Consider the following 18,344-nt stretch of genomic DNA (forward strand, 5'->3'; position numbering starts at 1 on the left):
CGACGGACAGTCAGTGCACGGCAGCCGGAACGCGAGCGCGAGGGCACGCATCCGGAGCGGGCCGTGCACACCCGCAAATGGATCGGCATGGCAGGCGCGGAGGTCTCTAGTGTACGGCGACACCAAGATGCGTGGACGTGGTGGGCCTGGGTTGCGTGGCGGCAATCCGGTGTGGTCGCACGTCAATTGCCATATCGACCTGTGGATCGAGTTGCTGCACGGGCTCGAGCTGCCACCGGTCGCCGCGCTGCCGTGCGCAGTGCGCCAGGATTTCGAGGCCGACCATTTCACGCAGTGCCGCTTTCCGCTGGCGGACCTGGAGCGGCTCTACGGGCTGACCGCCCATGCGCTGACACTGTACGACTCGCTCGAGTCGCACGTGGCGGCGCAGACCGCGCGGGGCCATCTCGTGGTGATCGAGCTCGACAGCAGCCAGCTGCCGCCACCGCCCGGCGCGGGCTACCAGCGCCACCGCACGCCGACCTGCATCGCCGTCGACGTGCTGATCCCCGAGGCGGGCGCGGTCGGCTATTACCACACCGACGGCTACCACACCGCCAGCGGCGAGGACTACGCCGCGATCTTCAGGCTGGCGCCCGGAGCGCGCAATGCCGAGTCGTTGCCCTTCGTGCATGCCGAAGTGGTGCGCCGCGATGGCCGGTTGCGCGGGCGCGAGTCGCTGCTCGACGCCTCGCTGGCGCTGCTGCGCACGCATCTCGGCAACCGCCCGCAGCAGAATCCCGTGACACAGTTCCGCGCCGTGTTTCCCGCGCACCTGGAGCGGCTGATGGCGCGCGGCGAGCCGGGCTTCCACCACTACGCCTCGGGCGTGCTGCGCCAGCTCGGCGCCAATTTCGAGCTGCTCGCGCGCTACCTGCGCTGGCTGGTGATGCAGGGACAGGACGTTCCCGAGAAGGCGGCCGAAGCTTGCTACACGATGGCGTCGGAAGCGATGGTGATGCAGTTCCGGCTGATGCGCGCCGTGATCAGCCGCAAGCCGGATCGCTGCGAAGACTGCCTGGACCAGCTCGAGGCCTCTTACCAGGCCAGCGTGCCGGCGCTGGCCCGGCATTTCGGCGAGTATGCCCCATGACCGCCGATGCCGCGGCCTCGGGCCGGCCAGCCGCTGTCCTCGTCCCGGCCGTCGGCGTCACGCCCTTCACCGCCTTCACCGACGTCGCGTCGCACGCGCCTTGCGGCCCGTGGCGATGGCTGCAGACGCTGCCCGGCGCGGCACCGTCGCCCGCGGTGCTTGACGACGGCGCGTGCTGGCTGCCGGCGCCGGTGCCGGGTTCGGTTGCGATGGCCATGCAGGCCGCGGGCCGCTTGCGCGAAGGCGCGCCGGTGCCGCTGCACTGCCACGACTACTGGTACCAACTGCGCTTTGCCGGACAGGGGCCGCGGCTGTTGCGCCTGCGCGGCCTGGTGCGCGGCACCGAGGCGTGGTTCAACGGGCGCCAGGTGATTGCCGTGGATGACGCGATCGGCCGTGGCACCGAACTGCGCGCACTGCGCGAGATGGATGAACTGCACGACATGCACGCGCTGCCTCCATTGCACGAGGCAGAGATCGAACTGTCGGGCATGAACACGATCCACCTGTGCTTCCGCGCGCCGCGCGTGCTGCATCCCGCCGCGGCGGCGGTGCGTGGCTGGCGCTGCACCGTGGTGGCCGCCGCTGGCCACCTGGCCGGCTTTCTTCCGCGCGCCTTGCCGCTGGATGAGGTCGGGCCATGCCAGCCCATCGAATTGCTGGCGCCCCGTGTGTCCCTTATGTCCCTTCCGGCGCCACTCGCCTGCGCCGCCCGCCCCGCGCTTCCACCCATCTCCGACTTTTGCAGGAGGGCCCGGCGCCTGCCTGCGCCGCTGCCGCGCGCCGCACGCTGAATGCGCCGCGGCGGGGCATTCCGCTCGGCTTTCCGGCCAACCTCCCGATGGATGAGCGCTTCCCAACCATTCGCCTACTGTCGCAGCGTCTCGCCATGACGCTAAATAGAGTCACTGGCTTGCAGTCAGCGCCGCAGCAGGGTCAACGGCGCAGCCAGGCAGTCGGAAACCAGTCATGCCGGCCATGCCGGCGCTGAACGGGGACCGGCAAGGCTGAAGCCCGTTTTCCCGAGTGGCGTTCGCCGAGCCGGCTGAACGTTGTTCCCGAAAACGGGTTTGGACAGGGGGTACGAAAAATGATTACGCATCGGTCGGAACTGCATGTCAATCACCTGCTCAGCGCGTTGCCGCGCGGCGAGTGGGAAGCGCTGGCCCAGCACTTCGAGCTGGTCCGGCTGCGCGCCGGGGAGTTGCTCACGGATTCCGGCCAGCGCATCGTCCACGTCTACTTTCCAACCACCGCCGTGGTCTCGCTGCTGTCGCTGCTCGAAGACGGCGCGACCGTCGAGATCGCCGCGGTCGGCCATGAAGGCCTGGTCGGCATCCCGGTGGTGACCGGCGGCGACACCATGCCCAGCCGCGTCGAAGTGCGCAGCCCCGGCCTGGCCTACCGCATTCCCGCACGCATGCTGCGCGCCGAGCTGCCGCGCCTGCCCACGCTGCAGCGCGTGACACTGCTGTACGTGCAGGCGATGCTGACGCAGATCGCACAAACCGCCGCGTGCAACCGCCACCACTCTCTGAACAAGCAGCTGTGCCGCTGGCTGCTGCTGGCGATCGACCGGCTCAGTTCCAACGAGCTGGTGATCACGCAGCAGGTCATCGCCAACATGCTCGGCGTGCGCCGCGAAGGCGTGACCGAAGCCGCGGGCAAGCTGGAGGACCTGGGATTGATCCACCACAGCCGTGGCCATATCACAGTACTTGACCGCTGCGGCCTGGAGAAGCATTCGTGCGAATGCTACAAGCTGGTCAAGCGCGAATATGACCGGCTGCTGCCCGCGCTGGCCAACGCCTGAACGGCGGAGCCGGCTGCCCCTGGCAGCGTGCGGCTGACCACGCGCGGCGCAGGACGCCGCGCTGATCCCATTTGAGGAGCGGTACCCGTGAGCAGACTGTCATATGCCGGCGCACCGGCGGAAGGTGCGGCCCCCCGGCGCGAAACCCAGCCCGCCAGCACGCGCCAGGCGCGTGCACTGATGGACCATATGGGCTGGATCGCCGCCGCGGGCGTGGTCGGCGCCGGCGTCGGCGTACTGGTGGCGTTGTCCGAACCGCCGCAATACCGCGCGCAGGCGCTGGTGCAGGTGGAAGGCCGCGACGGCGGCGTGCGCAGCGTGGCGCAGACGCAAGGCGCCGCCGGCTTCGACGCGGGGCTGCTCAAGAGCCGTGCTGTGGTCGGGCCCGTGGTGGAGCGGCTGCGCCTGGATATCACCGCGCGGCCGCTGCGCGCGCCGCTGGTGGGCGCGCTGGTGGACCGCTTCTCCACGCCCGGCCACGTGCGCGGCACCTGGCCCGCAAGCCAGGGCTATGCCTGGGGTGGCGAACGCCTGGTGGTCGACACCATGAGCGTGCCCGAAGACCTGGTGGACCAGCCCCTGCTGTTCGAGACGCGCCGCGACGGCGCCTACCGCCTCTTCGACCACGACGTGCTGCTGCTCGAGGGCCGTGTCGGCGAGACCGCCAGCGGCAACGGCATTACGCTGCGCGTGGACCGCATCGAGGCCGCGCCCGGGACGCGCTTCGCGCTGACGCGGCATGACCTCGCACGCACCGCCGAGGCCGTGCGCAGGGGCCTGCAGGTCGAGAGCGAAGGCGCGCAGATGTCCGCGAGCCCAGGTGGCGCACCGGCGCAGCCGGGCGGCACGGTGCGTGTGGGCTGGCAGTATGCGGACCGCCAGCTTGCCGCCGAGCTGGTCAACGGCGTCACGCGCGCCTATATCGACGGACAGACCACCAAGCGCCGCGAGGACGCCGCCGGCACGCTGGCCTTCCTGTCCAACGAACTGCCGCGCGTGCAGGCCGAACTGACCCGCGCCGAAGAGGCACTGACCCGCTACCGCGCGCGTACCGGCTCGCTGGCGCCCAGCCGCGACGCGCAGTCGTTCCTGAACAACAGCATGGAATACCAGCGCCAGATCGCCGCGCTCAAGCTCGAGCGCACGCGGCTGCTGCAGCGCTTTACCACCGAGGCCAATGAAGTGCGCATGGTCGACAGCCAGATCCAGCAGATGACGCGCGAGCGCGCCGAGATCGATGCGCGCATGCAAAGCCTGTCGACCTCCGAGCGCGAATCGGTGGCGCTGACGCGCGACGTCAAGGTGGCCGAGGACATGTACATGACCCTGCGCGGCAAGGTCGAGCAGCTGTCGCTGATGCTCTCCGACAGCTCCAGCCAGCTGCGCGTGGTCGACGCCGCGATCGCGCCGGTGACGCCGGTCGGGATCGGCACCTGGCCGTTCGCTTCCGTGGGCGCACTGCTCGGGCTGTGCCTGGGCGTGGCCGGCGTCAACCTGCGCCAGCGCCTGCGGCCGTCGGTGGCCAGCGCGGCCGACGCCGAAGAGCGGCTTGGCATGGCGATGCTAGGCGACATTGCCTTCAGCAACGAGCAGGCCGAGCTGGAACGCCAGATCGAGACCAAGCGCCGCCTGGGCATTGCCGCGGGCTTCACCCTGCCGAGCGAGGCACGCCTGGGCTGGCCCGAGCCGGGCACCGAGGTGATCGATGCCGACGCCGCGGCCGCGCCCGAGGACGAGCGTACGCGCGCCGAACGGCTGCTGCGCCAGGGGCTGCACGACCAGTTCCTGCTGTCGCGGCGCGCGCCGCATTCGCTGGCGGTGGAGGGCCTGCGCACCTTGCGCGCCGCGCTGCACTTCGCACTGCGCGATGCGCCCAATTGCGTGGTGGCGATCACCAGCCCGGCCAGCGGCGCGGGCAAGACCTTTACCGCGGTCAACCTCGCGGTGCTGTTCGCCGAGGCCGGCCAGCGCGTGCTGCTGATCGATGCCGACCTGCGCCGCGGGCGCGTGGCTGACTGGTTCGACCAGCTGGTCGAGCCGGGCCTGGCCGAAGTGCTGTCCGGGCGCGCCGCGATTGCCGATGCGGTCAGGCCGAGCGTGGTCAGCGGCCTGTTCCTGCTCAACCGCGGCGCGGCGCCGGCGAATCCGTCCGAGCTGCTGATGCTGCCGGCGCTGGCGGAAACGCTGCGCCTGTGCGCGGGCCGCTTCGACCTGGTGCTGGTCGATACGCCGCCGGTGCTGGCCGTGGCCGATGCCACGCTGGTGGCCAACCTGGCGGGCTCGACGCTGGTGGTGGTGCGTGCGGACGTGACCGCGGCGGGCCAGGTGGACGACACCCTCAAGCGCCTGGCGCATGCCAATGCGCGGCTGGCGGGCGGGATCCTGAACGGGGTCATGCCACGGCGCAGCAACCGGTCGGACTTCAACACGATCAATCCTTACCTGGGCATGCCGCTGCCGCTGGCGCAGAGCAAGCACCTTGCCCTGGAAAAGGCGGAAGCGCCGAAGCGGTCCTGAGCCGGGCCATGCGCGACGTGACGCCGCGTAATCCGGCGTACCCGTTTCTGCGTGCGATCCGAGATTGCCGGCTGCAGGGATAGGCGCACCGCCGGGGACGGCGGTGCGCTGGCCGTCATTGCGCGAACAGGATGTGCGCGCCAACGTCGTTGTTCGCCGTATCGGTGCCTGCGCCGACCTTGATCGTGTACTTGCCGCCAGTCAGGTCCGTGGTAATCGAGTTGTTTTTGAACGTGGATGCCTTGATGATGCCGACCACGGCCTTGTTGCCGAAGTTCTGCCGGGGATAGGCGATCCTGTTGCCGGAGAAGCTGGCAACGCCGGCCCTGATATTGGGAAAATCGTCACGGTAGTCCGGCGTGTGGGTGCTGATGAGTGTGTTGTTCTCGATCAGGACCCTGGCCCCGACATCGAGCGCCTGAAGCCCGACGCCGCTGCTCCGGATGGTGTTGCCCCTGACGATGGTGTTCACCGTCTTCATGTCGCCGATACCCTCTGAAAACGAAGGGTAGACACCGCCATCGACGGTATCGATCACGTTGTTCTCGATGACCGATCCGGGCGCCGACAGGATCATCACGTAGGGATGCTTGTTGCCGGCGCGCCCCACGATTTCCGAGTTCCTGATGGTGACGTTTTCGGTGTTCCTGCCATTGTCGCCGCCGACGAACTGCGAGCCCTTGTTGTTCGCGAAGCGGCAGGCATCGAAGACGATATTGCCCGTTCTCGCCGTCACGCCTTCGGCTGGCGCGTCGGGCTCGATATCCACACCGGCGGCGGGAGCATGGGTCGGGTAGGACCCGCCGGTGATGCCGGTGTCGCGGAACGAGGATCTGGTGATCCGCAAGGACCTGGCCTGCATGATGCTCATGCCCTGGCGGGCATTGTTGTAGGAATCCACGTTGTGGATGATGCCGTTGCGATCGGCGGTGAACTCCCCGCCGATGTACAGGCCGTCGCAGGCAAAGTGATGGATCTTCAGGTGGCTGAGTTCATAGTTGGAACTCGCGTTCGTCTGGATACCGTGTGAAGACGTTTCACTCAGCGGCCTGCCATCCGGCGAAGGCGGCCGCGACATCTTGTCCACGTTGCCGTAGAGCTCGAGGCCCGAAATCCTGAAGTTGTCGGAATGCCTGATCTCGAACCCGAGCTGGTGCCGGTAGGAGTACCAGGACTGACCGCCGCTCTTGTCGTTGGTGATGGTGAAGTCCCCCTTGAAGGAAACCACGGAACCGGTGCAGCCGATCAGGCTGAAGTTGCTGGCTTTCGCCAGCCGGATATTCTGGATTCCGTTCGCGCCGGGGCCGCCGGCGATCGCGAAGCGATCGATGTTGTAGGTGCCCTTGGGGAAATATACGATCTTGCGCTTGATATACCTGTAGTTGGAAATCTCTGCCGCCATTCTCTGGAACGCGGCATAGTCGTCCATCACGCCATCCCCCCTGGCCCCGTAGGCGGTGATGGACTTCACGATCGCGCCGGGATACGCCCGCTTCTCGGCGGTCAGCAGCGGACAAGGATCTCCGGCTTCATCCGGGCTCCTGGCAGCAGCCTGGAATCCTGGCTGCGCATGGCCCGCAAGCGGCAGGCATGCACAACAGACGGCTGCAGCGATGGCAGTCCGGACCAGCTTCGGCTTGGTTCGCTTCGGCGAAGCAGACATGGCGCTCCCCTTTGAGTGACGCGATGGATTTGCCAGCCTCTGCCCGGGGCCAGCATCGGCATAGCGGACCAGGCTACGCAAGTGCGCTGCCTGAGCCGGCGGCCGCATTCGCCTGCCGCCGCGCGCCCGAATGGCAAGCCCTCCGGTCCGGCAGCGGACGGAGGGCAGTCAAGCCGGCAACCAAGCCGGCAACCAAGCCGGCAATCACCAGCAATGGCCGGAAGCGCGGCGACAGTCCTTGCTGCGCTCAGGCGCGCTTGGCCGGTTTCGCGCTGTATTCGCCGAGGTAACGGTACTTGCCGAAGTAGTAATGGGCGCGGTACCAGCGACCCTCGATGCGCAGGCCATTGAGCAGTACGCCTTTGACGTCCGCCCCGCTCTGCTGGAGCATCCGCTGGGATGCCTGCAGCTCGCCGACGGTGGTCTTCTCCGCGAGCGCCACCAGGAACACGGCGGCTGCCTTGCTGGCCAGGATGCCGGCGTCGGTCGCCGCCAGGATCGGCGGGGTGTCGATGATGACCAGGTCGTACCGCATCGTCAGCGTGTCGATCAGGTTCTCCATCGCCGGGCTGAGCAGGACATCCGCGGCATGCGGCGGCTCGCTGCCCGTTGAAATGAAGTCCAGGCCAGGCGCCACTTCCCTCTGCACGACCTGCTCGAACGGCGCACCCAGCAGCAGTTCGGTGAGCCCCGGCGTGCGCCGGGCGCCAAAGCGGCGATGCAGGGACCCGCGCCGCAGGTCGGCGTCGATCAGCACCACGCGCTTGCCGCTGGCGGCGATCGCCGAGAAGTTCGCGCAGATGAAGGACTTGCCCACGCCGGGTGCGGGCCCGGTGATGACCACGGTCCGGTTCTTGTTCCCGGCCAGTGCGAACTGCAGCGCGGTGCGGAAGCTGCGCAGCGTCTCCACGGCGGGATCGTCAGGCTGCCGGCGCACCAGCAGCCCGCCGCCCTTGGCGTCGTCCTGCGTTTGTGCTTCCTGCGGGCTGAAGGGGATCGTGGTGTAGACCACCATGCCCGTGCGCCGCTCGATCTCATCGGCATCCGCGACGCCGCCGTTGAAGGCGTGGCGCAGGATGACCCCCGCCAGGCCGGCGAACAGGCCGAGCACGACCGCCAGCGTGGCAATTACCTCGCGGTTCGGGCGGATCGGGTTGATCGGCACTTCCGCCGCGTCGACCAGGCGCGAGGTGCCGACCTTGCTGGCCTTCATCAGCTTGAGCTGCTGCATGTCGTTCAGCAGCGACTGGAGCATCTCGGTGCTGACCTTCACGTCGCGCATCAGGCGCAGTACGTTCTGCTCGACGTCAGGCAGCTTCTGGATGCGGCCGGTCAGCCCGTTGATCTGCGCGTTGACGCTGGCGATCTGGCCGTCGATCAGCGAGATGATGGGATGGTTTGGCGTGAAGCGCGCGTCCAGTTCCTGCCGTTTCTGGCGAAGCTCCTGCAGCTTGGTCTGGAGCTGCACCGACTGGTTCAGCATCAGCCTGGATTCCTCGGGCAGGTCAACGGTGCCGCGCTGGTTGCGCATGGCGTTGTAACGGTTCTCCGAGGTTTCGACCTGCTGCCTGAGCTGCGGCAACTGCTGCTCCAGGAAGGCCAGCGATTTCTCTGCTTCGGCGGCCTTGCGCAGCACGTTCTGCTCCACGTAGGCGTTGGCGATTTCATTGAGGGTGCCAGCCACCATCCTGGGGTCGCTGCCTTCCAGCGAGATGCCGATCACGCCGCTTTGCCGGCCGCGCTCGGTGATCACCAGCCTGCTCTGCAAGCTGGCGATAGCAGCGCTGCGCGGCACGCGACGCAGGTCGAAGCGCACGCCGCTGCGCGCGTCGAGTTCCTTGACCAGCAGGTGCACGGGTCCCGCCGGCGTTGCGACGGAGAGGAGCGTGCCGACCTTGCCGTCGGCCCTGATCTCGCCGCCATTGAACGACACCGAGTAACCCCCGGCGCCGGTCGCCGTCAGCAGGATCCTGCTATCTTCCATCGACTCCGGCACGTCCAGCTGCTGCACGGTAATCGCTTCGCGGCCCCAGGCGTAGCCACCCCAGCCGAACAGGCCCGGCTTGGACAAGTCCTGGTTGAAGTGCGCAATGGCCTGTCCGACCAGCGGAAAGTAGCGCGGCCGCGCTTCGATATCGAGACGCAGCGCCGCAATGGCCTTGCCGACGACCATCCGGGAGCGCAGCAGTTCGATTTCCGCCGAGGCCTCCGGCTTGATGTCCAGCCCCGGCGATATCGACGTGGACAGCTTCGCGGCACTATTCACCGGGCTATTGCTCTCTTCCACCTGCACCACGACGTCGGAGCGGTAGACCGGCGACGCGATCAGCGCGTAGAACAGCCCCAGCGCGACGACGACGACGGCGGCGCCCAGGAACGTCCATCGATAGCGGACCAGGATGTCGAGATACGAAGTCAGGTCGATGGACTTTTCGCGCTCGACGGGTTCCTCGAATGTCTCATCCCGCTTGCTTATCGCTCTCATGTCGGCTCCCTGTGGCTGTCAGCCGCGGCAACGGAGTTCTCCCGCTCCAGTTGCAGCGACCAGGACGAGATTCCCTGCTTGATCAATTCCAGGACGATGCTGAACATCTGCTGCGAACAGCCGTACGGGTCGGGTATGTCAAGGTCCAGTCCTTCACAAAGCCTGAAGGTCTTGCCGCGCGACTGCGGGAAACGCTCCTCGAGCGTTTCCCGCTGGAGGCTTTCCATGACCAGCACCAGGTCCGCGGATTCCACCAGGGCATGGTCCACGGCGCGGGCGCGGTGTCCGGCCAGGCTGCAGCCTTCGTTGGCCAGAAGGCGCACGACGCGCGGATCCGCCGCGGCGCCGACCGGCGGCGCCAGCCCGGCGGAGGTCACCCTGCAGTCAGGCAGGGCGCGGTTGAGCAGCACGGCCGCCATCGGGCTGCGGCAGATATTGCCGAGGCAGACGACGAGGATGGTTCTTTGCATACCGGTTCACTCGCTTATTTGAGTCCTGACGCCGTGCCCAACAGCGATGTGGACGGCAGAAGCAGGTTCATCACCCGACTCCAGCGAACCAGGTCGCGGGCGTCGACATAGACCACGTCTTTCGGCTCCAGCTCAAAGCCTTCGGCGATGGCAAGCGCCGCCGGCGACGTGCCGTCCAGGTGGAACACCTTGGGCTCGCCGCTCGCCTCCTTGCGGATGACGAAGATCTGCTCGGCATTGGCCGTGCCCGGATTGACGCCGCCTGCGTCACCCAGCGCCTCGTTCAGTGTCATGCGCCCGTTGCGCATCAGCAGCGACGACGGCTTCGCCACTTCGCCGGTCACGAAGATCTTGTTGTCCTCGCGCTGCTCCACGCGCACGATGTCGCCGGAGCGCAGCATGATGCGCGCCGGGTCGACGCCCTTGGCCAGCAGCGCCGGGATATTGACGTACCAGCTGCGTTCGCCGCGCGTCACCCGTATGCGGCTGTTGTCGCCGGTCAGGTTGAGCACGCCGCCGGCACGGTTGAGCGCCTCGACCAGCGTCATGGGCGCGTCGTCGATGGCAAGCATGCCCGGGGTGCGCACTTCGCCGTCGACGTAGACGCGCTGGCTGCGGAAGCCCAGCACGCGCACGGTCATCTGCGGGTCGCGCACCACCCGGGAGAGGATGCGGGCCATCTCCTTGCGCACTTCGTTGGCGGTCCTGCCGGCAACCTTCATGACGCCGGCATAGGGGAACTGGATGTCTCCCTGCGGGCTCACCACGTAGCCGGGCAGGTTGGAGCCGCCGCTTGACTGCGGGATCTCAAGGCTGGCCGCGGGGCTGTAGGTCTGGGTCGGAAAGACCAGTTCCGGGTGGTCCCAGACCACCACGGAAATAATGTCGCCCGGGCCGATCCGGTACGGCTCCGCCTTGGCGAACAGCTCTTCGACGCGCTCGTTGGCTGGCTTGCTCTTGCTGCGCAGCTCGCGCACGAGGTCGAGCGTGATCGGCGTCACGCTTGGCTTCGCGTCGGGCCCGACCGCCTTGACCGGGGCGTTGCTGTCGAAAACCATGCCGGGAGAGGCGGCGCAAGCGGACAGCAGCGCTGCGCTCAGAAGCGGCAGCAGCAATGCCGCCGGGCCGCGGCGCCTGGCTTGGTTGGGACGACGCTGGATGTTACGACTGCAGATTGATCTCACGGCGATCTCCTCGCGAAGCGGGCAAGCACCCAAGCCGGCACTGCACCCACGATGCGCTGATCGTAGGAATGCCGGCCGAAAAGCTCGGTGCGCTGACACACATTGCATGCGGGCGGAGATGCCCCGAAAGCTGCCGTAGCCAAGGCAGCACGGCACGGGCCGCGGCCCGGCTCCTCCATCAGGAGGAGATGAACCATCTGGACGATGCCGCTGCCAGGGCAAGGCTGTAATCTGCGGAGAAACACCGCCGGTACGGCAACATGTCTGGTCAGCGAATCGAGCATAGGCAATGGTCCGTGAGAGCGACACGGCAGGATGGCCGCCAGTGTGCGGGGGGCAACAGTGAGCGCGGCGGCGGCGCTGACACAATGTTTGGAATCGGTGCAGGCCAGGGGGCGGACCTTCAGAACCAGGGCGCTGTCAGGGCGACTCGGGCGGGGCATGTGTCCAGCAACAGCATGCTGTGCAGGGCAGCGCCGCGTGACGATGCCTGATCGTGCCATTGCAGAAGGGTTCCGCTGAAGGCCGGCAAGACCGGCAGGCCGCACGGCACACCCGCCGGCCGCGCCGGCAACGACGTTACCGATCTTCTTTCGGGAGAAACTGGCATGCGTATGCAGATTGCCCGCAACGTGCTCTGGCTGGTGCTGGAGCGGGGCCTTCAGGTGGTGTTCGGCATCGCGAGCGTAGCCCTGATCGCACGCGCCGTCGGGCCTGTGGGCTTTGCGGAGTTCCAGTACGCGCAGTCACTGGTGCTGATTGCCTCGGCGTTCGCGCTGATCTGCGGCAACGAAGTGGTCATCCCGCGCCTGGTTGCCGACCAGGCGCCGGCCGCGCAGCACAGGCTGCTGGCCCATGTCTTCGGCTTGCGCGAGCTTGCCGCGATGGTGGGCTATGTAATTCTCGTGGCGGTCGTGGCCATGACGGAAGACGATCAGGTCATTGTCGTGATCGTCTTCATCGTGGGTATCCCCATGCTGTTCCGCGAACCGTTCGGCGCGGTGCGCTCCTGGCTGCAGTCGCGTACCGACAGTCGCCCGGGCGTGATCTTCGGCATGGTCGGCCTTGCCTTCCGGATGGTTGCGGTCGGGGCGCTTTACCTGGCGGGCACCGATTCGGCGCCGGACTATGCCTGGGTGGTCGCCGTGGAATCCCTGCTGTTTGCCGTGCTGCTGGGCCGCTACTACCGCAAGCGCAGCCCGCGCGTCGCGGTGCAGTTTGACTGGTCGCTGGCCCGCACGCTGCTGCGCGACGGCACGGTGTTCTGGATGGGCATGATGCTGATGCTCTGTGCCAAGCGCGTCGATCAACTGCTGCTCAAGCCGCACATTGCCCTGTCCGAGCTGGGTGCCTATGCGGCTTCCATGCAGGTGCTGGACAACTTCATGATGCTCGGCGCGATCGTCGCCAGCTCGGTGGCTCCGCTGATGATCTACGCGCAACCGAATCTGGCCCTGGTACGGCGCAACGTCATGATCGTGACCGCCGGCATGGTCGCGATGGGAGTGGTGGGTGGGGGACTGCTGGCCTACTGCTCGCCGTGGATCATCGCCCTGATCTACGGCGAGCACTATGACGCTGCGGCCAGCCTGCTGCGCCTTTCCGCGATGGCGTCCGGACTGGTGTTCGCCGATGCGGCACTGTCGCTGCTGGTGATCTTCCTGCGCAAGCCGAACTGGCTGGTGGAAAAATGGCTGCTGGTGCTTTGCACCATGGTCGTGGTGGACCTCATTGCGATCCCGGCCTACGGTGCCCGCGGTGCCGTCTATGGCTATATCGCGGGCAACGCGGTGGCCGTGCTCGCCGGCATCGGGTTCTTCCTTCGCTCCCGCGAGCCGGTCGCGGTGGAGCAGGCGGCATGACGGCGGCGTGACCGCGGCGCGCCTGCAGTGGCCAATTCTTGCTTGGGGCTTCGACCATGGAATACGCATCGACTGCGTGGCATGTAATCAGCGCGACACTCGTGCTGCTGGCAGGCGCGCTGGTGGCGGTGAGCACGGGCAGAAAGTTCGGCACACGGCCGAAATGGGCGCTGCTGCTCTATGCCTGGCACACGATCTTCTGCATCGTCTACGCAAAGCTGGTGATGGAGACCGGCGGGGATGCAGCGGACTACTTCGAGGCTTCGCTGTTGCCGTCACCGGAGTTCGCCATCGGCACGCGCGCCGTGAGCTACTTCGCCCATATCTTCTCGCAGTACCTTGGCATGTCGTACCTCGGGGTGTTTCTTGTCTTCAACATCTTCGGGGCCATCGGCCTGCTGGCATTCGACGCCGTGCTGCGGACGGTGACCGCGGGCAGGAGCCGGTTCCTGCGGGGCCTGGCCATTGTGATCGTGCTGTTGCCCTCTGTCAGCTTCTGGACCGCCGCCATCGGCAAGGACTCGGTTGCCTTCATGGCGACCAGCCTTGCGCTGTGGGCAAGCATGTCCATGCCGCGCCGCAGCTGGCTCATGATCATCGCGATCGTGTGCATGTTCCTGATGCGGCCGCACATAGCGGCGGTGATGATCCTGTCGCTGGCTGCCGCGATGGTGATCTCGGCGAAGATGAGCTGGAAGTGGCGGGTTGCGCTGGTCAGCGTGGCAATGGTCGCCACCGCGGCCATCGTGCCGTTCACCATGCAGTACGCGGGCCTGGGCGAGGCGAAGGATGCCGCCACCATCGAGGCGTATGTCGAAACGCGCCAGGGCTACAACCAGCAGGGCGGAGGCGGTATCGACATCGCCAGCATGTCGCTGCCGATGCAGCTCTTCACTTATGTGTTCCGGCCCCTGCCGTACGAGGCGAACGGCATCTTCGGCCTGGCGGCGTCGCTGGACAACGTGGTGCTGCTGGTGCTTGCCATGCTCGGCATCTGGGGCATGATCCACCGGCGGGGCAGCCGCGTGGTGCTGAAGAACCACGCGTTCCTCTGGATCTACTGCATCGGCGCCTGGCTGATCCTGGCGCCGATGACGGCGAACCTGGGCATCTCCGTGCGGCAGAAATGGATGTTCGTGCCGATGCTGGTGTGCCTGCTGATCTGCAGCATCAGGGAGAGGCAGGTCAGGCGCCGCGCTCCGGCGACGGAGTACGGACCCCGCATCAGCAGCCGCTGAATACCAAGCGCAAATGCCAGCCGCTGGTCACCGGACCGGCGCCGCGCAGGAGCCGTCCCGCAAGTCAGCTGTTGGCCAATGTCTTCGCGAGCGCCATCTTCCCGCCGACCCGGCGATTGATACAGGCGCGCATTGGCTTCTCGATGGCAAGATGCAGCAGGACGGCGAAGCCGACAGTCAGCGCCAGCAGCAACGCGGCCTGCACGACCCCCGGCAGGGTGGCCACTGCTGCCGCCTTGTCACGCGCGAACTCGAACAGGTATTGGGGAATGCGCTGCACGATGTAGATGCAGTACGAGACTTCGCCGAGGAATACCAGGCCGCGCAGCGACAAAACGCGCGTCAGTGCATCCCTGGGATAGGACAGGCAGAACACCAGCCCGGCCGCGCCCGCCACGAACAGGACATCCACGCCCAGGCCGACGCCCAGCAGGCAGACGCCCAGCGACAGCATGCCGCCGGCGCGCAAGCCCTCATGACGCGGCATCGCTGAGCGCAGCCGGCAGAGCAGAACCCCCAGCAGGAATTCGGGAACCAGCCGCGCTACGCCGCCGCTCAGCGACAAATGGTCGGGGGAGGTGGCTTCCACGGCTGCCAGCGCCGCCAGGGCCATGCCGCCCGCCAGCAGGATGCGGGCCCGGTTCAGCCGCGGCGCGACCAGCAGGAAGAGCGGAAAGAATACATAGGCGAACCACTCGGCACTGACCGACCAGCCGACGTCATTCCAGCCGATGCCACCGGCATAGCGCCACGCGCTCAGCATCAGCATTTCCTGCAGGAAGTTCGACGCGGTATAGGCGCCCGTACCGACGTTGTTCGTGTGCAGCAGCAGGTCGCGCGCGATCACGGCGAGCGCGAAGGCGAGCAGGCAAACGAGGTAGACCGGGTAGATGCGGGCGATGCGCGCCACGATGAACCGCTTCCACTCTATCCCCCTGCCCGGCGCCGGATCGTAGTTGTAGGCAAGGATAAAGCCGCTGAGGATAAAGAAGCCGTCGACGCCCAGGTAGCCGTGGTCGAACCAGGTACTGGTAAAGCCGATGTCGAAGAACGTGCCTTGCGCGCCGTAGGCATGGAACCAGTGCCTGCACATCACCCATAAGGCCAGGAACAGGCGCAGGCTCGTGAGAGGCTTGAATTGCTGCATGGCAGGTCTCTGTGCGCTTTGCCAGGAGCGCTGGCACCCGGTCACGGGTGCCATGGCTGTCTCCCGCTATTCGGCCGGCACCTTGGCTTCCTGGAAGGCCGCAGGCGGGCGCTGCAACCCGCCGGGACCGCCTTCGGCATGGGCCTGTGGCACGCCCAGCGGCTCGAAGGGTCGGCTGCCACCCTCCTCGGCATGGCGCAGGCTGACATGCCGCGCAATGCGCGGCGCGGCATACTTGGCGCCGTAGACGAAGCGCAGCACCGGGCCGAAGCTCATCGCCGACGCGGGGCCGGTGACGTAGAGGCCCGGTACGTGGGATTCGAAGTTGCGCGACACCTCCGGCCAGCCTGTGACAAGCGAAAGTCCCGCGACGATCTCCGGCGACAGGAAGGGATGCCTTGCCAGGTCGACCCTGAAGCCGGTGGCGACCACGACGTGGTCACCGGTGACGGTAGACTGGCCGCTGCCGCTGCTCACGTCCAGCACCACTTCGCCATTGTGGACCGCGCCTTGCCGGACGGTGGTCTGCATCTGGACATCGACCTTGCCGACCACGCGGTCGCGCAGCCACCACGCGCCCGAAGGGCCGAACGAAGTCTCGGCGATCCGCTTGCGCAGCCGTTGCCCCAGCGACCGGAACACCTGGGGAAATTCCGACAGCACATAGGGATACCAGCCCTGGGCCAGCCCGCCCTCAGGACGGATCATGCGCGAGATCAGGCTGCGGTCGACCTCGGGGTCCTTGTTCCAGGTAATGATGCTGTCGCGGACCAGTACACGGACATGCGCGCCCAGTTCGTTGAACAGCGCCGCCAGCCCGAGGGCCGATTGCCCGCCGCCGACGATCACGATGCGCTTGCCGCGCGCCCACATCAGGTTGCCGATTTCGCCTGAGTGCAGCACGTGCGGCCTGGGCAGCCCTTGCAGCGACGGCGGCGTGTGCTCGAACCCCTTGAGCCCGAGGGCAACTACCGCGCGCCGCGCAAGCAGCGTGCCCCCGTCGCTCAGGGATACGCGGAAGCCATCGTGCTGGCGGCGCAGCTCGGTGACTTCCACCGGGCGCACATGGCTGACCAGTTGCGACTGGAACCAAAGACCGTATTCGACAAACCGTTCCAGCGGCAAGCGCATGCCGATCGGGGCATACGGCAGGTGCATGCGGCGGCTGTAATCCTCCAGCCTGTAGCCGGCGAAGGGCGCATACAGGTCCGAGGCAAAGGCCTCGGAGCGCATCAGCATTCCGGGCGGCATGAAATTGCGCCAGGCAAGCATGGGCTCGCCGAGCACCTGGTGGGGCACGCCACGATGGCTGAGGTGGGCCGAGATCGACAGGCCGTACGGGCCGGCACCGATAATCGCGGTATCTGTGGTCGAGATCATTGCTGTTCCTGTTGGACCTGCTCGCGACGATTGGAAGGAAACCAGCCGTTCCACCGCTGACGCAAGCGTTCGAGCGGCGGGTTCAGGCAGTAGTGATGGAGGGCCGGCAGCGGGTCATCCCAGCGCAGATAGCCGTCAAAGGTCTGTGCCCCGGGCGGCATCAGGCCGGCCGGCGCTCCGCGGATGATGGTGGCGCGCCAGACTGTGTCGGACCTGACGGGGGCACAGGGCAGGTCGGGCAATTCCAGTTCGTGGCGATGCGCCGCCAGCGGGATGTTCACGCCGCACAGCGTGGCGATTTCTTCCTGCCAGTCGATGCGCCCGACGGTCGGCTCGATCATCACGAAGCGCCGGTGCTTGTCGTCCCACTTGTACTCCATGCTGCCCATGCCGTCGAAGCCGGCAGCGCTGGCGAAGTCGAGCGTGATCCGCTCCAGCTCGGCGTGAGCTTCCGGCGCGCCGACGCAGACGGCGGTGCTGCCGATGTCGGGCGGCCAGCAGGCCAGCTTCCTGCCCGTAAACACCGCTGCCGCCTTGCCGTCCTTGCCGCGGTAGAAGAGGGTGAAATAGATATTGCTCTGCGGGCCGTCGATCCATTCCTGCGCGACGATGCCGCCCGGCGTGCGCAACATGGCGCGGGCGTGTTCCTGCGCCTCGGCCAGCGATTCCACGCGGATGGCGCGCTCCTTGTCCCCGCTCAGCGCCTGGCGCTTGTCGTCGGGTTTGATCACGCAGGGAAAGCGCAGGGAAGAAAGCAGAGGCACGTCGAACTGGCCATTCAGGATCACCGTGCGGGGTACCGGGAAGCCATGGTCCTGCGCAAAGCGGTGGAAGGCGGCCTTGCTGCTGAGCATGCGCACGCCCTGCGCGGACGGCAGGCGGAACCGGTACCAGCGTGCCAACTCCTCGCGCGCTTCCGAGACGCTGTGGACGGCATCCTCGTCAGTCAGGTACAACACTGGCCGATGCCCCAGGCTGCGCGCCAGTGCAATCATGTCGTCGATGAAATCGCGCCCCACGAAACCGCGGATGACATGCCGGCGGGCATGGCGGGACCACAGTGCCGCCGCGGCGCGCTTCGTTTCCGCCACGATGACGGGAATCCCCTGGTTTCCCAGCGACCGCACCAGTCCAAGCCCGCCGAGCTGGCCGCCGACGACTACCGCCGCGGGCATCTCTGCCGCATCGAGCCTGCTTTTCATCATGATCTCCAGGAGGGAATAAGGCTGTACGTGACAGCAGGTGCGCAGAGGAATGCCGGATCTGATCCGAGCGCCCGTCGGCCGCACACGCTGGAAGGGTGTGCGCCGGGCCGACACCGCAAATCTAGATCGACGCAATCGGGGTATCCGTACGGGGCCCCACATACCCCGGCTTCGCCACGGCAACACGACGCCGCGTGCGCGCCTTGCCGGCCGGCCTCATACCTACCGAAGCATGAATGCGGTTCCACCCTAAGGCTAGTGTTGGCGCCGTGCATGATGGAGCTAAA

At 67.0% G+C, this 18,344-nt stretch carries 13 protein-coding genes; 6 read left to right on the forward strand and 7 right to left on the reverse strand.

The features are described from left to right. Positions 1 to 109 precede the first annotated feature (109 nt). The 4 genes from VSR71_RS13970 (at position 110) to VSR71_RS13985 (ending at position 5,423) form a co-directional block, all read left to right on the forward strand. Positions 110 to 1,093, forward strand: a complete 984-nt coding sequence (locus VSR71_RS13970; protein ID WP_428979399.1) for a DUF1839 family protein — start codon at positions 110 to 112, stop codon at positions 1,091 to 1,093. Continuing rightward, positions 1,090 to 1,887: a hypothetical protein gene (locus tag VSR71_RS13975; RefSeq protein ID WP_342914454.1), complete on the forward strand. Its 798-nt coding sequence runs from the start codon at positions 1,090 to 1,092 to the stop codon at positions 1,885 to 1,887. Before VSR71_RS13970 ends, VSR71_RS13975 begins: the two co-directional genes overlap by 4 nt. Positions 1,888 to 2,183: 296 nt before the next feature. Then, positions 2,184 to 2,906, forward strand: coding sequence for a Crp/Fnr family transcriptional regulator (locus tag VSR71_RS13980; protein WP_063237654.1), 723 nt, complete (start codon positions 2,184 to 2,186; stop codon positions 2,904 to 2,906). A gap of 87 nt (positions 2,907 to 2,993) precedes the next feature. Continuing rightward, on the forward strand, positions 2,994 to 5,423 hold the full coding sequence (locus tag VSR71_RS13985; protein WP_342914455.1) for a polysaccharide biosynthesis tyrosine autokinase: 2,430 nt from the start codon (positions 2,994 to 2,996) through the stop codon (positions 5,421 to 5,423). A 115-nt stretch (positions 5,424 to 5,538) separates the two neighbouring features. On the opposite strand, the gene VSR71_RS13990 is transcribed toward VSR71_RS13985, so the two are convergent. The 4 genes from VSR71_RS13990 to VSR71_RS14005 all read right to left on the reverse strand — a co-directional run bounded on the left by VSR71_RS13990 (position 5,539) and on the right by VSR71_RS14005 (position 11,225). Then, positions 5,539 to 7,167, reverse strand: coding sequence for a right-handed parallel beta-helix repeat-containing protein (locus VSR71_RS13990; RefSeq protein ID WP_342914456.1), 1,629 nt, complete (start codon positions 7,165 to 7,167; stop codon positions 5,539 to 5,541). Between the two features lie 166 nt (positions 7,168 to 7,333). Then, complete coding sequence (locus tag VSR71_RS13995; RefSeq protein ID WP_342914457.1) at positions 7,334 to 9,571, reverse strand: polysaccharide biosynthesis tyrosine autokinase; 2,238 nt, start codon at positions 9,569 to 9,571, stop codon at positions 7,334 to 7,336. Beyond that, a complete protein-coding gene (locus tag VSR71_RS14000; RefSeq protein WP_342914458.1) occupies positions 9,568 to 10,041 on the reverse strand; it encodes a low molecular weight protein-tyrosine-phosphatase in 474 nt (157 codons plus the stop codon). Before VSR71_RS14000 ends, VSR71_RS13995 begins: the two co-directional genes overlap by 4 nt. Positions 10,042 to 10,055: 14 nt before the next feature. Next, a complete protein-coding gene (locus tag VSR71_RS14005) occupies positions 10,056 to 11,225 on the reverse strand; it encodes a polysaccharide biosynthesis/export family protein (protein WP_342914459.1) in 1,170 nt (389 codons plus the stop codon). Positions 11,226 to 11,833: 608 nt separating this feature from the next. On the opposite strand from VSR71_RS14005, the gene VSR71_RS14010 reads away from it, so the two are divergent. Further along, on the forward strand, positions 11,834 to 13,087 hold the full coding sequence (locus VSR71_RS14010) for a lipopolysaccharide biosynthesis protein (RefSeq protein WP_342914460.1): 1,254 nt from the start codon (positions 11,834 to 11,836) through the stop codon (positions 13,085 to 13,087). Between the two features lie 56 nt (positions 13,088 to 13,143). Then, positions 13,144 to 14,325, forward strand: a complete 1,182-nt coding sequence (locus VSR71_RS14015) for a hypothetical protein (protein WP_342914461.1) — start codon at positions 13,144 to 13,146, stop codon at positions 14,323 to 14,325. Positions 14,326 to 14,389: 64 nt separating this feature from the next. Here the strand turns inward: VSR71_RS14015 and VSR71_RS14020 are convergent, their stop codons facing one another. The 3 genes from VSR71_RS14020 to VSR71_RS14030 all read right to left on the reverse strand — a co-directional run bounded on the left by VSR71_RS14020 (position 14,390) and on the right by VSR71_RS14030 (position 18,219). After that, positions 14,390 to 15,472 (reverse strand): acyltransferase, encoded by a 1,083-nt coding sequence (locus VSR71_RS14020; RefSeq protein WP_342914462.1) that lies wholly within the window; start codon positions 15,470 to 15,472, stop codon positions 14,390 to 14,392. 66 nt (positions 15,473 to 15,538) lie between these two features. After that, entirely contained in the window at positions 15,539 to 16,852 is a 1,314-nt protein-coding gene (locus VSR71_RS14025; RefSeq protein WP_342914463.1) for an NAD(P)-binding domain-containing protein, read from the reverse strand. After that, the gene (locus tag VSR71_RS14030; RefSeq protein ID WP_342914464.1) at positions 16,849 to 18,219 is read right to left on the reverse strand and encodes a carboxylate--amine ligase; all 1,371 of its coding nucleotides are present in this window, start codon (positions 18,217 to 18,219) and stop codon (positions 16,849 to 16,851) included. The genes VSR71_RS14025 and VSR71_RS14030 overlap by 4 nt, the downstream gene beginning before the upstream one ends. Positions 18,220 to 18,344 lie beyond the last annotated feature (125 nt).

The sequence above is a fragment of the Cupriavidus oxalaticus genome (assembly GCF_038900635.1).
GTDB classification, from domain to species: Bacteria; Pseudomonadota; Gammaproteobacteria; order Burkholderiales; family Burkholderiaceae; genus Cupriavidus; species Cupriavidus oxalaticus_B.

Excerpts from the sequence above, each read along its gene's own strand:
- VSR71_RS13975 (WP_342914454.1), top strand. The coding sequence starts at position 1,090 with ATGACCGCCGATGCCGCGGCCTCGGGCCGGCCAGCCGCTGTCCTCGTC.
- VSR71_RS13980 (WP_063237654.1), top strand. The coding sequence starts at position 2,184 with ATGATTACGCATCGGTCGGAACTGCATGTCAATCACCTGCTCAGCGCG.
- VSR71_RS13995 (WP_342914457.1), bottom strand. The coding sequence starts at position 9,571 with ATGAGAGCGATAAGCAAGCGGGATGAGACATTCGAGGAACCCGTCGAG.
- VSR71_RS14000 (WP_342914458.1), bottom strand. The coding sequence starts at position 10,041 with ATGCAAAGAACCATCCTCGTCGTCTGCCTCGGCAATATCTGCCGCAGC.
- VSR71_RS14010 (WP_342914460.1), top strand. The coding sequence starts at position 11,834 with ATGCGTATGCAGATTGCCCGCAACGTGCTCTGGCTGGTGCTGGAGCGG.
- VSR71_RS14015 (WP_342914461.1), top strand. The coding sequence starts at position 13,144 with ATGGAATACGCATCGACTGCGTGGCATGTAATCAGCGCGACACTCGTG.
- VSR71_RS14020 (WP_342914462.1), bottom strand. The coding sequence starts at position 15,472 with ATGCAGCAATTCAAGCCTCTCACGAGCCTGCGCCTGTTCCTGGCCTTA.
- VSR71_RS14025 (WP_342914463.1), bottom strand. The coding sequence starts at position 16,852 with ATGATCTCGACCACAGATACCGCGATTATCGGTGCCGGCCCGTACGGC.
- VSR71_RS14030 (WP_342914464.1), bottom strand. The coding sequence starts at position 18,219 with ATGTGGGGCCCCGTACGGATACCCCGATTGCGTCGATCTAGATTTGCG.